This is a genomic window from Enterobacter quasimori, assembly GCF_018597345.1.
In the GTDB taxonomy this organism is placed as follows: domain Bacteria; phylum Pseudomonadota; class Gammaproteobacteria; order Enterobacterales; family Enterobacteriaceae; genus Enterobacter; species Enterobacter mori.
Window position 1 is genome coordinate 85,641 of record NZ_JAHEVU010000001.1, and the last position, 13,081, is coordinate 98,721.

Below are 13,081 nucleotides of genomic sequence, written 5' to 3' on the forward strand. Positions count from 1 at the left end.
TCTTTACCCTCTTGCCGCAAGTGCGGTAACGCGATCGTAAGCTGCACCGGAGCGCAGTACGTCCAGAACTTTTTGAACGTTGGCCTTCAGGTCTTCCTCACCGTGCAAACGCATCAGCATAGCGACGTTGGCAGCCACGGCGGCCTCGTGGGCAACCTCTCCTTTACCTTGTAATAAGCGCGTGAGAATGTCACGGTTTTCTTCCGGCGTACCGCCTGCCAGCGCTTCCTGGCGATACGGCGCTAAGCCGAAGTCAGCAGCCTCAAGCTGGTAACTCATAATTTCACCGTTGTTCAATTCGGCAACCAGCGTCGGTGCATGCAGCGATACTTCATCCATACCGCCGCTGTGTACCACGGCGGCACGTTTGTAGCCCAGCACGCGCAGTGTCTCAGCAATCGGCAGAACCAGTTCCGGGCTATAAACGCCAATCAGCGCCAGCGGTGGATGGGCTGGGTTGATCAGCGGGCCGAGCACGTTAAACAGCGTGCGAGTTTTAAGCTGCTGGCGAACCGGCATCGCGTGGCGGAAACCGGTGTGATACTTCGGCGCGAACAGGAAGCAGACGCCCAGGTCATCCAGCGCTTCACGAGAACGCTCTGCTTTCATATCCAGGTTAATGCCAAACGCGGCGAGCAGATCGGAAGAGCCTGACCGGCTGGAGACGCTGCGATTACCGTGCTTCGCCACTTTCAGCCCACACGCTGCGGCCACAAAGGCGCTGGCTGTAGAGATGTTGATGCTGTTGCTGCCGTCACCGCCGGTCCCAACGATATCGGCAAACTGATAGTCCGGACGCGGGAACGGGGCGGCATTTTCCAGCAGGGCCGTGGCGGCGCCGGCGATCTCCTGCGGGCTTTCGCCGCGCACTTTCATGCTCACCAGCGCAGCCGCCAGCTGTTCAGGCTTCAGCTCGCCGCGAACCACGGCGGAGAAGAGCTGGTGGCTCTCCTGCTGGCTCAGGGTCTGCGCCTGATACAGTTTTTCCAGAATCGGCTGCAGGGTGTTGGTCTGCTCCAGCTTCTGTAACGCCCAGTCGAGCGTCTGTTCCAGCAGGCGCGCGCCGTTAGAGGTCAGGATCGATTCCGGATGGAACTGCATCCCGCAGACGCGATCCGCATCGTGACGTACCGCCATCACCATGCCTTCAAACGAGGCGTTAATGGTCAGTCCCGCTGGAATGTTGCTGCCGACCAGCGAGTGGTAGCGCGCGACCGGGAGCGGATTCGGCAGCCCGGCAAACATTGCCTGGCCGTCATGTTCAATGCTGGAGGCTTTACCGTGCAGGATCTCACCCGCCTGACCCACGTATCCACCGTAGGCTTCGACAATCGCCTGGTGGCCAAGGCAGATACCGATAATCGGCAGTTTGCCGCGCATGCGGGTCAGCAGCTCCGGCATGCAGCCCGCTTCGCTCGGTGCGCCAGGCCCGGGGGAGAGCATCAGCACCGGGTTTTGCATGGTTGCCAGACGGTCAATCAGGGTCTGCGCAGGAACGTGGTTGCGGTAGATAACGACGTTGTGGCCATTCGCACGCAGCTGATCTGCCAGGTTATAGGTAAAAGAGTCGATATTATCGAGCAGCAGAATGTCAGCCATCAGAAAATCTCCTGTGCATGGTGTGCGGTAGCAATGGCGCGAAGGACCGCACGGGCTTTACTGCGCGTTTCGTCAGCTTCAGACTGCGGAACAGAATCAAGAACAATGCCGGCACCCGCCTGGACGGTAGCAATACCGTCTTCGACATAGGCGGAGCGGATCACGATGCAGGTGTCGAGGTCACCGTGGGCCGTAAAATAGCCCACCGCGCCGCCGTAGCTGCCGCGACGACGCCCTTCGGCGGCGGCGATCAGCTGCATGGCACGCACTTTCGGCGCACCGCTCAGGGTGCCCATGTTCATGCAGGCGCGGTAGGCGTGCAGAACGTCAAGGTCGTGGCGCAGCTCGCCCACCACGCGGGAGACCAGGTGCATCACGAACGAATAGCGGTCAACTTTAGTCAGGTCCGCCACGTAGCGGCTGCCCGGGGTGCAAATGCGTGCCAGGTCGTTACGCGCCAGGTCAACCAGCATCAGGTGCTCTGACAACTCTTTATGGTCAGTCCGCATTTCGAGTTCGATACGGCTGTCCAAATCGCGATCCAGCGAGCCGTCGGCGCGGCGTCCGCGTGGACGGGTACCGGCAATCGGGTAGATCTCAATCTGGCGGCTGGTGGCGTCGTACTTCAGCGAGCTTTCCGGGGATGCGCCGAACAGCGTGAAATCATTGTCCTGCATGAAGAACATGTACGGGCTTGGATTGCTCTTTTTCAGCACGTCGTAGGCGGCGAGCGGCGACGGGCAGGGCAGTGAGAAGCGGCGTGAAGGTACCACCTGGAAAATTTCCCCGGCGCGGATCGCCTTTTGCATCTGGCGAACCACGGCGCCGTACTGATCGTCGGTCTGGTTAACATCGCACGTCATTTTCTCCACCCGCTGCACTGGAAGTGCCGGCGGCTCTTCCGTCATCTGCTGCTGCAGCTGCGCGATGCGGTGCTCAAGACGGTTTTTCTCAGCGGTCGATGGCGTGAACAGGCTGGCCTGAACGCGGGTGTATTTTTTCTGATGGTCGATCACCAGCAGGGTTTCGGCGAGGTAGAAGCAGTAATCCGGGCAGCGGTTACCCTGTTCGGTTTCGGGTAAATCTTCAAATCCGGCGACCAGGTCATAAGCGAACAGCCCACCAAAGAACATCGCCTCACGCTCGTCTTCCGGCACGGTGACCAGGTTTTGCAGCAGGCGGAAGGCATCGAAAACGGACAGGGAGCAGAGGCGCGCGTCTTCATCCAGCAGCTGGCTAACCGGCGGGAAATGCAGAATGCGCATGTCCGGGTGGCGCTCGTTTTCTATGCCAGAAGGCAGCGCGGCGTCGAGCAGCGGCAGCAGCGATGCACCGTTATCTGACAGCGCCTTGATAGTGACAGTGTCACCTAAAGCGGTAATGCGCAGCGCGCTGTCGACCAGCAGCAGGCTCTTGAGATCGTCTTTACTGTCGATATCCGCTGATTCCAGCAGTAGGGTCGCCGGACGCGCTCCGCAAACCTGATGAAACAGTGCGGTGGGGTTGTGACGATAGGCCGCCTCGCAGGTCAGCAGTTCGAGGTGTGGTTTGGCTGTTTGCATTATAGTGTTCTCATTTTCTGTTCAAAAAAAAGCCCGCTGGGTAGCGGGCTGGGTATCTGTTTGCATTTCGCAGACGCGTGACACTGCCCGAAGATCAGGACGTGCGCCACCAACCGTGCAGAGTGAAATGTGCTGTCATTTTCAGATACCTTTCTCGTGTGAACTTGTGTACTAGTTAACTAGTTCGATGGCGTATTGTCAACCCTTGATTTCAGAATTTCGCGTGAAGTCGGTATCATGGTGTTTTCGGATGTCTCCAACCTGTTATGGGAAGTGCTTTGAGCGATACCACCTACGCCATTATTTACGATTTACACAGCCATACTCAGGCCTCTGATGGCCTTCTGACGCCCGAAGCCCTGGTTCATCGTGCCGTTGAAATGCGCGTCGGCACGCTGGCGATAACCGATCACGATACGACAGATGCCATTCCGGCGGCGCGCGCCGAGATCGCCCGCAGCGGGCTGGCGCTCAATCTGGTGTCCGGCGTCGAGATTTCGACCGTCTGGGAAAACCATGAGATTCATATTGTTGGCCTCAACATCGATATAGACCATCCGGCAATGCGTGCGTTTTTGCAAGAACAAAAAACACGCCGCAACCAGCGCGCAGAAATGATCGGCGAGCGTCTGGAAAAGGCGCATATTCCGGGCGCGCTGGAAGGTGCGCAAAAGCTGGCGAACGGCGGGGCAGTGACGCGCGGTCACTTCGCCCGTTTTCTGGTTGAGGCAGGCAAAGCGACGACCATGGCGGACGTCTTTAAACGGTATCTGGCGCGCGGGAAAACCGGATACGTTCCGCCACAGTGGTGTACAATAAAACAAGCTATTGATGTGATTCATCATTCTGGCGGTAAGGCCGTGCTGGCCCATCCGGGGCGGTATAATCTTTCTGCTAAATGGCTGAAAAGGCTGCTGGCGCACTTTGCCGAAAACGGCGGTGAGGCGATGGAAGTCGCCCAGTGTCAGCAGGCGCCCAACGAGCGTGCGCAGCTCGCCACCTATGCCCGACAGTTCGGCCTGCTTGGGTCACAGGGTTCTGATTTCCATCAGCCCTGCGCGTGGATCGAACTGGGGCGCAAGCTCTGGCTGCCCGCAGGCGTTGAGCCGGTCTGGCAGCTCTGGGAACAGCCGCAGCAAATTGAAGAGAGGGAAGTATGAGTCAGTTTTTCTATATCCATCCTGATAACCCGCAGCCACGTCTGATTAACCAGGCCGTGGAGATCGTCCGCAAAGGCGGCGTCATTGTCTACCCGACCGATTCAGGCTACGCGCTGGGCTGCAAAATTGAAGATAAAGGGGCGATGGAACGCATTTGCCGTATTCGCCAGCTGCCGGACGGCCATAACTTTACCCTGATGTGCCGCGATCTCTCTGAGCTGTCGACCTATGCCTATGTCGATAACGTTGCGTTTCGCCTGATTAAGAACAACACGCCGGGTAACTACACCTTCATCCTGAAAGGGACGAAAGAGGTGCCGCGCCGTCTGCTGCAGGAAAAACGCAAAACTATCGGCATGCGCGTGCCGTCGAACCCGATTGCGCAGGCGCTGCTGGAAACCCTCGGCGAACCGATGCTCTCTACCTCGCTGATGCTGCCGGGCAGCGAGTTCACCGAGTCCGATCCCGAAGAGATCAAAGATCGTCTGGAGAAGGTGGTCGAGCTGATTATTCACGGCGGTTATCTCGGCCAGCAGCCGACCACCGTGGTCGACTTAACCGAAGATGCGCCGGAAGTGATTCGTGAGGGCGTGGGCGATGTTAAGCCTTTCTTGTAAAGGTGTAAGCAGATATACTACGCGGCCATCAAAGCAGGGCCCGGCCCTCTTTTGACCTGATTCGACGCCTGTGAAGGCGACACCTGAGGAAGCTCAATGAGCGAGAAGTTACAGAAAGTGCTGGCGCGCGCCGGCCACGGTTCGCGCCGTGAAATCGAAGCCATTATTGAAGCGGGTCGCGTGAGTGTGGACGGTAAAATCGCCACGCTGGGTGACCGCGTAGAAATCGTCCCGGGGCTGAAGATCCGCATCGACGGTCATCTTATCTCCGTGAAAGAGTCCGCTGAACAGATCTGCCGCGTGCTGGCTTACTACAAGCCGGAAGGCGAGCTGTGCACCCGCAACGACCCGGAAGGTCGTCCGACGGTATTTGACCGTCTGCCTAAACTGCGCGGCGCTCGCTGGATCGCCGTGGGTCGTCTGGACGTGAACACCTGCGGTCTGCTGCTGTTTACCACCGATGGTGAACTGGCAAACCGTCTGATGCACCCAAGCCGCGAAGTAGAGCGTGAATACGCGGTGCGCGTCTTCGGCCAGGTTGACGAAAACAAACTGCGCGACCTGTCGCGTGGCGTTCAGCTGGAAGACGGCCCCGCGGCGTTCAAAACCATCAAATTTACCGGTGGGGAAGGCATTAACCAGTGGTACAACGTGACCCTGACCGAAGGCCGTAACCGAGAGGTGCGTCGTCTTTGGGAAGCGGTAGGCGTCCAGGTGAGCCGTCTGATCCGTGTCCGTTACGGTGACATTCTGCTGCCGAAAGGGCTGCCGCGTGGGGGGTATACCGAACTGGATCTGACCCAAACCAACTACCTGCGCGAGCTGGTTGGCCTGACGCCTGAAACCACCTCAAAAGTGGCGGTGGAAAAAGATCGTCGTCGCATGAAGGCGAACCAGATTCGCCGTGCGGTGAAGCGTCACAGCCAGGTCAGCGGCAATCGTCGCTCTGGCAGCCGGAATAACAACGGTTAATCTAAAAGCCCGGTGAATGCACCGGGCTTTTTTCTTCAGTAATCAATCCCAATTTGCGCCTTGATACCTGCGTCAAACGCATGCTTGACCGGACGCAGCTCGCTGACGGTATCTGCCAGCTCAATGATATCCCGATGACACCCGCGTCCCGTGACGATAACCGTCTGGTGCGCAGGGCGGTTCTTTAGTGCGTCCAGCACGGCGTCCAGCGGCAGGTAGTCGTACGCGACCATATAGGTAATCTCATCCAGCAGAACCATATTCAGCGAGGGATCGGCCAGCATCCGCGTTGCATGCTCCCAGACGGCGAGGCAGGCGGCTGTATCGGTTTCCCGGTTCTGCGTGTCCCAGGTAAACCCGGTGGCCATCACCTGAAATTCAACGCCGTGAGGCTCGAGTAAATTGCGCTCGCCATTGGGCCATTCGCCTTTGATAAACTGGATCACGCCCACTTTCTGCCCGTGTCCGACGGCGCGCGTCGCCGTGCCAAACGCGGCGGTGGTTTTCCCTTTACCGTTGCCGGTAAATACAATGAGGATCCCGCGCTCGTCCTGAGCTGCGGCAACGCGAGCATCGACCTGTTCTTTCAGACGCTGCTGGCGCTGCTGATGGCGTTCATCACTCATTGCGAAATCCCCGGTTTGCGGTTGGGTTGGGCATCAAAAGTCATCCCTGTTTTACGGCGGCTGTCATCGCCCATCAGCCAGAGATAGAGCGGCATAATGTCTGCCGGTGTTTTCAGCTTTTGCGGATCTTCCGTCGGGAAAGCGCTGGCGCGCATTTTCGTGCGCGTTCCGCCAGGGTTGATGCAGTTTACGCGCAGATGACGGTTTTGATACTCCTCCGCCAGCACCTGCATCATGCCTTCGGTCGCAAATTTTGAGACGGCATAGGCCCCCCAGTTGGCGCGTCCCTCACGGCCAACGCTGGAAGAGGTGAAGACCAGCGAACCGGACTCAGAATTGAGCAATAAAGGAAGCAACGCCTGGGTGAGGAAAAAGGTTCCATTAATGTTTACCTGCATGACCTGCTGCCAAATCTCAGGATCTTGTTCATCCATCGGGCGTACTTCGCCCAATAAGCCAGCGTTGTGCAACACGCCATCCAGACGGGGATAATGCGTGCTGATGCGCTGGGCAAGTTCCTGACAGCTAGCGGGCGTGCAGGTAAGTAAATCGAGGGTGTACCAGGAAGCAGCGATGCCGCCAGCAGATTCAATCTCCTGAGCGACTCCCCGGAGTTTTTCTTCGTTACGACCCGTCAGGATGACGCTGGCACCATATTCAGCGTAGGTCAGGGCGGCTTCACGACCGATGCCGTCGCTGGCACCTGTGACAAGTATGATCCGGTTCTGGAGCAGATTTTTTTGCGGTTGATAATGCACGGTGACTCCTCTGGCGCACTGGAGCTTGATGGCGCCTTCTTTTATGACTTTTCGGCTTTATGCCCGAATTAGCCTAATAATTCAATCAGTCTACAGGACGCATTGCTGTAAAATTAACAATTTGCAAATATTTAAACGCCAGACCGGGGATTCCGGAAGGCGGCTCGCAGAGGTAATGTCACGAGCGAGACGCATGGGCGGGGCTGATGTACACTGCCGTGAAAGATTCGTGGTTAAATCAAGGTGGAACGCGTGGAATTACTTTCTCAATATGGGTTGTTTTTGGCCAAAATCGCGACGGTGGTGATTGCCATTGCGGTGGTTGCCGTTCTGATTGTCAACCTGACGCAGCGCAAGCGTCAGCGTGGGGAGTTACGCATCACCCGCCTGAGCGAGCAGTATAAAGAGATGCAGGAAGAGATGTCGCTGGCCCTGCTTGACAGCCATCAACAGAAACTGTGGCACAAAGCGCAGAAGAAAAAGCACAAACAGGAAGCCAAAACGGCTAAGGCAAAAGCGAAGCTTGCCGCGCCGCAGGATGAGGCAAAACCTCGCGTCTATGTGCTCGATTTTAAAGGCAGCATGGATGCGCATGAAGTCTCCTCCCTGCGTGAAGAAGTGACGGCGGTATTAGCGGTCGCGAAACCGCAGGATCAGGTGGTGGTCCGTCTTGAGAGTCCTGGCGGGGTGGTCCACGGTTACGGACTGGCGGCTTCGCAGCTGCAGCGCCTGCGTGAAAAACAGATCCCGCTGACCGTAGCCGTGGACAAAGTGGCCGCGAGCGGGGGATATATGATGGCCTGCGTGGCGGACAAAATTGTCGCGGCGCCGTTCTCTATCATTGGCTCAATTGGCGTGGTCGCGCAGATCCCGAACTTTAACCGCTTCCTGAAAAATAAAGAGATTGATATCGAACTTCACACCGCGGGGCAGTATAAACGCACCCTGACGCTGCTGGGAGAGAATACGGAAGAAGGTCGTCAAAAATTCCGCGAAGATCTGAACGAAACCCACCACTTGTTTAAAGATTTTGTGCACCGTATGCGTCCCTCGCTTGATATAGAGCAGGTCGCAACCGGTGAACACTGGTACGGCACGCAGGCCCAGGAGAAAGGGCTGGTGGACGAGGTGGGGACCAGTGACGATCTGCTCCTGAACCTGATGGATGGGCGCGAACTGGTTGGCGTGCGCTTCACCCAGCGTAAGCGTTTGCTGGACCGCTTTACCAATAGTGCCGCAGAAAGTGCAGATCGCATGCTGCTACGTTGGCTACAGCGCGGTCAAAAACCGCTATTGTAAACAAAAACGCGAGGCAGTTGCCTCGCGTTTTGCATTAATCGATCAGGTGATATTTCTCTGAGAGCGTATGGGCCAGGTATTTAAACATGTTGAATACCGCAGTGCTTTTCGGGGTGGGTAAACCCTGTTCATCGAGGAAATATTCACCGCTGAAAACAAGCACGCCGTTACGCTGTTCCACGCCTGTGGCCTCAATGCCCGCCAGGGTGTCTTCATGATCGCGAATGAGTTTATTTGCTTCAATAAGCAGAGACGCTCGGTCAATAGGTTGGGTCGTACTGTGCATAATCCACTCCTTAAACAATGACAGTAGTTTACGCCCGGGGCGCGTTGGGGGCAAATTTTCCCTGTAATCTGAGAGGGTAAGGCGAAGGGGGCTGGCTGGCATGATTTGCTTTTGCATGCTAATAAAGTTGCGTAACGAATTTTATCAGGTACAGTGTGCGCTTTCGTCATTCTGGCAACAGAATTGCTTGACATTCGACCGGGAATTCGTCACGAATTATATTGAGTGCGAGAAAAATACCCGATAAGTCAATAACCTGGATGTTATCTTTCTGACGTCCGGTAAGACAAAGGGGTTGATATCCCCTGGCGCAGTCGCAATATCAATGGCTCGTCGTCAGCGGAAGGGAAATCAACGTGCGGCGTATTCCTGGAAGAATTAAATTAGGTAAAGGTGAATATGGGTAAAGCTCTCGTCATCGTTGAGTCCCCGGCAAAAGCCAAAACGATCAATAAGTATCTGGGTAATGACTACGTGGTTAAGTCCAGCGTTGGTCATATCCGCGATTTGCCGACCAGTGGCTCAGCCAGCAAAAAGAGCGCAGACTCTACCTCCACCAAAGGGGCTAAAAAGCCTAAAAAGGATGAACGTAGCGCGCTTGTCAACCGCATGGGTGTTAACCCATGGCATAACTGGGATGCACAATATGAAGTGCTGCCGGGTAAAGAAAAAGTCGTTAACGAGCTGAAGCAGCTTGCTGAAAAAGCAGACCACATCTATCTCGCAACCGACCTTGACCGCGAAGGGGAAGCCATTGCCTGGCACCTGCGGGAAGTGATCGGGGGTGACGACAAACGCTACAGCCGTGTAGTGTTTAACGAAATTACTAAGAATGCGATTCGTCAGGCGTTTGAGAAGCCGGGCGAACTGAACATTGACCGTGTAAACGCGCAGCAGGCACGTCGCTTTATGGACCGTGTCGTGGGCTACATGGTTTCGCCACTGCTGTGGAAAAAGGTTGCGCGTGGTCTGTCCGCCGGTCGCGTGCAGTCCGTAGCCGTACGTCTTGTCGTCGAGCGCGAACGCGAAATTAAAGCCTTCGTTCCAGAAGAGTTCTGGGAAGTGGACGCCAATGTCACCACGCCCGGTGGCGATGCCCTGCCGCTACAGGTGAGTCATCACAACGACAAACCTTTCCGTCCTGAAAACCGTGACCAGACTATGGCTGCGGTGGCGCTGCTGGAAAAAGCGCGTTATCAGGTGCTGGATCGCGAAGATAAACCGACCAGCAGCAAGCCCGGTGCGCCGTTTATCACCTCAACGCTGCAGCAGGCGGCGAGCACGCGTCTGGGTTACGGCGTGAAGAAAACCATGATGATGGCGCAGCGCTTGTATGAAGCGGGTTACATCACCTACATGCGTACTGACTCCACCAACCTGAGCCAGGACGCTGTTAATATGGTTCGCGGCTATATCAGCGACAATTTCGGCAAAAAATACCTGCCGGAAAGTGCGAATCAGTACGCCAGCAAAGAGAATTCGCAGGAAGCGCACGAAGCAATTCGTCCTTCCGACGTCTCCGTCCTTGCGGAATCGTTAAAAGATATGGAAGCGGATGCGCAGAAGCTGTATCAGCTGATCTGGCGCCAGTTTGTCGGCTGTCAGATGACGCCTGCGAAATACGACTCCACAACGCTGACCGTCGGCGCGGGTGATTTCCGCCTGAAGGCGCGCGGTCGTATTCTGCGCTTCGATGGCTGGACCAAAGTGATGCCTGCGCTGCGTAAAGGCGATGAAGACAGAACGCTGCCTGCGGTTAATAAAGGTGACGAGTTGTCGCTTGTCGATCTGGTTCCGGCACAGCATTTCACCAAGCCGCCTGCCCGTTTCAGTGAGGCCTCGCTGGTTAAAGAGCTGGAAAAACGCGGGATCGGTCGTCCGTCGACCTATGCGTCGATCATTTCGACCATCCAGGATCGCGGCTACGTCCGCGTTGAAAACCGTCGCTTCTACGCTGAAAAAATGGGTGAGATTGTCACCGACCGTCTGGAAGCTAACTTCCGCGAGTTGATGAACTACGACTTCACCGCGCAGATGGAAGACAGCCTCGATGAGGTTGCCAGCCACAAGGCGGAGTGGAAGAAGGTACTCGACAGCTTCTTTAGCGACTTTACCGACCAGCTTGAGAAAGCCGAGAAAGACCCTGAAGAGGGCGGCATGCTGCCCAACCAGATGGTCCTGACCAGCATTGACTGCCCAACCTGTGGCCGCAAGATGGGGATCCGTACCGCAACCACGGGCGTGTTCCTGGGCTGCTCCGGTTACGCGCTGTCGCCGAAAGAGCGCTGCAAAACCACTATCAACCTGGTGCCTGAGAACGAAGTGCTCAACGTGCTGGAAGGTGACGATGCAGAAACCAACGCGCTGCGCGCCAAGCGCCGCTGCAAAAAATGCGGCACGGCAATGGACAGCTACCTCATCGATCCTAAACGCAAACTGCACGTCTGCGGTAATAACCCAACGTGTGACGGGTATGAGATCGAAGAGGGCGAGTTCCGCATTAAGGGCTATGACGGTCCGATCGTTGAGTGCGAGAAGTGCGGTTCTGAAATGCACCTGAAAATGGGGCGCTTCGGTAAGTACATGGCGTGCACCAACGACGACTGTAAAAACACGCGTAAAATTCTGCGTAACGGTGAAGTGGCTCCTCCGAAGGAAGATCCGGTTCCGCTGCCAGAGCTTCCGTGTGAGAAGTCAGACGCGTACTTCGTGCTGCGTGACGGTGCTGCCGGCGTTTTCCTTGCGGCCAACACCTTCCCGAAATCACGTGAAACGCGTGCGCCTCTGGTGGAAGAGCTGTATCGCTTCCGCGATCGCCTGCCGGAAAAACTGCGTTATCTGGCCGATGCGCCACAGCAGGATCCAGAAGGCAACAAGACCGTTGTGCGTTTTAGCCGTAAAACGAAGCAGCAGTATGTGGCTGCGGAAAAAGAGGGTAAAGCGACCGGCTGGTCAGCGTTCTTTGTTGACGGCAAGTGGGTTGAAGGCAAGAAATAATCTTCACTTACCGTAACTTACCTGTGAAAGGGCCGGATTTCCGGCCCTTTTTTATTACGTTGTTATTATTTTTTGTTACGTACTATACAGTCAGGCTATAAATGATATAGTGGTTATAGTTAACCCTTTTCTTATTATCAAATCGTCTTAAGCGATTGACCCGCGTGCGCTAAATCGGATGGTCTGGCATGAAATTACAGCAGCTTCGTTATATTGTTGAGGTGGTGAATCACAACCTTAATGTCTCTTCTACCGCTGAGGGGCTTTATACCTCGCAGCCAGGCATCAGCAAACAGGTTCGCATGCTGGAGGATGAGTTAGGCATCCAGATTTTCGCCCGTAGCGGTAAGCACCTTACGCAGGTGACGCCGGCCGGGCAGGAAATTATTCGGATTGCGCGGGAAGTGCTTTCCAAAGTTGATGCGATAAAATCCGTGGCGGGGGAGCATACCTGGCCGGACAAAGGCTCGCTCTACATCGCAACCACCCACACGCAGGCGCGTTATGCGCTGCCGGGCGTCATTAAAGGCTTTATCGAGCGTTATCCCCGCGTCTCTTTACATATGCACCAGGGCTCGCCGACGCAAATTGCTGAGGCGGTTTCTAAGGGCAATGCGGACTTTGCCATCGCGACGGAAGCTCTTCATCTTTATGACGATCTGGTGATGTTGCCGTGCTATCACTGGAACCGCTCCATTGTCGTGACGCCTGACCACCCGCTGGCGGGTAAAGGTTCGGTGACGATTGAAGAGCTGGCGCAATATCCGCTCGTAACCTACACGTTTGGCTTTACCGGGCGTTCTGAGCTTGATACGGCATTTAACCGCGCGGGCTTAACGCCGCGTATCGTCTTTACCGCAACCGATGCCGATGTGATTAAAACCTATGTGCGTCTGGGACTGGGGGTAGGGGTGATTGCCAGCATGGCGGTTGACCCGGTTTCCGACCCGGATCTGGTACGCCTTGATGCGCATGATGTTTTCAGCCATAGCACGACCAAGATTGGCTTCCGCCGCAGTACTTTCCTGCGCAGCTATATGTATGATTTTATTCAACGCTTCGCTCCGCATTTAACCCGTGACGTGGTTGATACCGCCGTTGCTTTGCGCTCAAACGAAGATATCGAAGAGATGTTTAAAGACATCAAACTTCCTGCCAAATAATCACTCCCGGTATCTTTCCCCTGCGGAGAGATACCGAAATAA

Annotated in this window: 12 protein-coding genes and 1 other annotated feature; of the genes, 6 read left to right on the plus strand and 6 right to left on the minus strand. The window is 55.9% G+C overall.

From position 1 onward, the window contains the following. Positions 1–3: 3 nt before the first annotated feature. The 3 genes from trpD to trpL all read right to left on the minus strand — a co-directional run bounded on the left by trpD (position 4) and on the right by trpL (position 3,300). Complete coding sequence (gene trpD, locus KK102_RS00395) at positions 4–1,599, minus strand: bifunctional anthranilate synthase glutamate amidotransferase component TrpG/anthranilate phosphoribosyltransferase TrpD (RefSeq protein WP_216356669.1); 1,596 nt, start codon at positions 1,597–1,599, stop codon at positions 4–6. Then, positions 1,599–3,161, minus strand: a complete 1,563-nt coding sequence (locus KK102_RS00400; protein WP_216356670.1) for an anthranilate synthase component 1 — start codon at positions 3,159–3,161, stop codon at positions 1,599–1,601. The genes trpD and KK102_RS00400 overlap by 1 nt, the downstream gene beginning before the upstream one ends. A 23-nt stretch (positions 3,162–3,184) precedes the next feature. Further along, positions 3,185–3,279, minus strand: a sequence feature (Trp leader region). Further along, positions 3,256–3,300 carry a trp operon leader peptide gene (trpL, locus tag KK102_RS22340; RefSeq protein WP_106993556.1) on the minus strand — a complete coding sequence of 15 codons (45 nt, stop codon included), beginning with the start codon at positions 3,298–3,300 and terminating at the stop codon, positions 3,256–3,258. Its footprint overlaps the feature before it by 24 nt. A 127-nt stretch (positions 3,301–3,427) precedes the next feature. Here trpL and rnm point away from each other — a divergent pair, with 127 nt between their 5' ends. The 3 genes from rnm to rluB all read left to right on the plus strand — a co-directional run bounded on the left by rnm (position 3,428) and on the right by rluB (position 5,910). Continuing rightward, the gene (gene rnm, locus KK102_RS00410) at positions 3,428–4,321 is read left to right on the plus strand and encodes an RNase RNM (RefSeq protein ID WP_216356671.1); all 894 of its coding nucleotides are present in this window, start codon (positions 3,428–3,430) and stop codon (positions 4,319–4,321) included. Further along, positions 4,318–4,938, plus strand: coding sequence for an L-threonylcarbamoyladenylate synthase (locus KK102_RS00415; RefSeq protein ID WP_003856793.1), 621 nt, complete (start codon positions 4,318–4,320; stop codon positions 4,936–4,938). The genes rnm and KK102_RS00415 overlap by 4 nt, the downstream gene beginning before the upstream one ends. Positions 4,939–5,034: 96 nt before the next feature. Continuing rightward, positions 5,035–5,910: a 23S rRNA pseudouridine(2605) synthase RluB gene (gene rluB, locus KK102_RS00420; RefSeq protein WP_216356672.1), complete on the plus strand. Its 876-nt coding sequence runs from the start codon at positions 5,035–5,037 to the stop codon at positions 5,908–5,910. 35 nt (positions 5,911–5,945) lie between these two features. Here the strand turns inward: rluB and cobO are convergent, their stop codons facing one another. After that, the gene (gene cobO / locus KK102_RS00425; protein WP_126546006.1) at positions 5,946–6,536 is read right to left on the minus strand and encodes a cob(I)yrinic acid a,c-diamide adenosyltransferase; all 591 of its coding nucleotides are present in this window, start codon (positions 6,534–6,536) and stop codon (positions 5,946–5,948) included. After that, positions 6,533–7,294, minus strand: a complete 762-nt coding sequence (locus KK102_RS00430; RefSeq protein WP_126546007.1) for a YciK family oxidoreductase — start codon at positions 7,292–7,294, stop codon at positions 6,533–6,535. Before KK102_RS00430 ends, cobO begins: the two co-directional genes overlap by 4 nt. A gap of 252 nt (positions 7,295–7,546) precedes the next feature. Here KK102_RS00430 and sohB point away from each other — a divergent pair, with 252 nt between their 5' ends. Beyond that, positions 7,547–8,593 (plus strand): protease SohB, encoded by a 1,047-nt coding sequence (gene sohB / locus KK102_RS00435; protein ID WP_216356673.1) that lies wholly within the window; start codon positions 7,547–7,549, stop codon positions 8,591–8,593. Between the two features lie 34 nt (positions 8,594–8,627). Here sohB and KK102_RS00440 read toward each other — a convergent pair whose 3' ends face one another. Beyond that, positions 8,628–8,879 (minus strand): YciN family protein, encoded by a 252-nt coding sequence (locus KK102_RS00440; protein WP_010431772.1) that lies wholly within the window; start codon positions 8,877–8,879, stop codon positions 8,628–8,630. Positions 8,880–9,278: 399 nt separating this feature from the next. Here KK102_RS00440 and topA point away from each other — a divergent pair, with 399 nt between their 5' ends. Together topA and cysB are read left to right on the plus strand one after the other, a co-directional pair. Beyond that, entirely contained in the window at positions 9,279–11,876 is a 2,598-nt protein-coding gene (gene topA, locus KK102_RS00445; RefSeq protein ID WP_216356674.1) for a type I DNA topoisomerase, read from the plus strand. A 188-nt stretch (positions 11,877–12,064) separates the two neighbouring features. Further along, positions 12,065–13,039: an HTH-type transcriptional regulator CysB gene (gene cysB, locus KK102_RS00450; RefSeq protein ID WP_010431770.1), complete on the plus strand. Its 975-nt coding sequence runs from the start codon at positions 12,065–12,067 to the stop codon at positions 13,037–13,039. Positions 13,040–13,081: the final 42 nt, after the last annotated feature.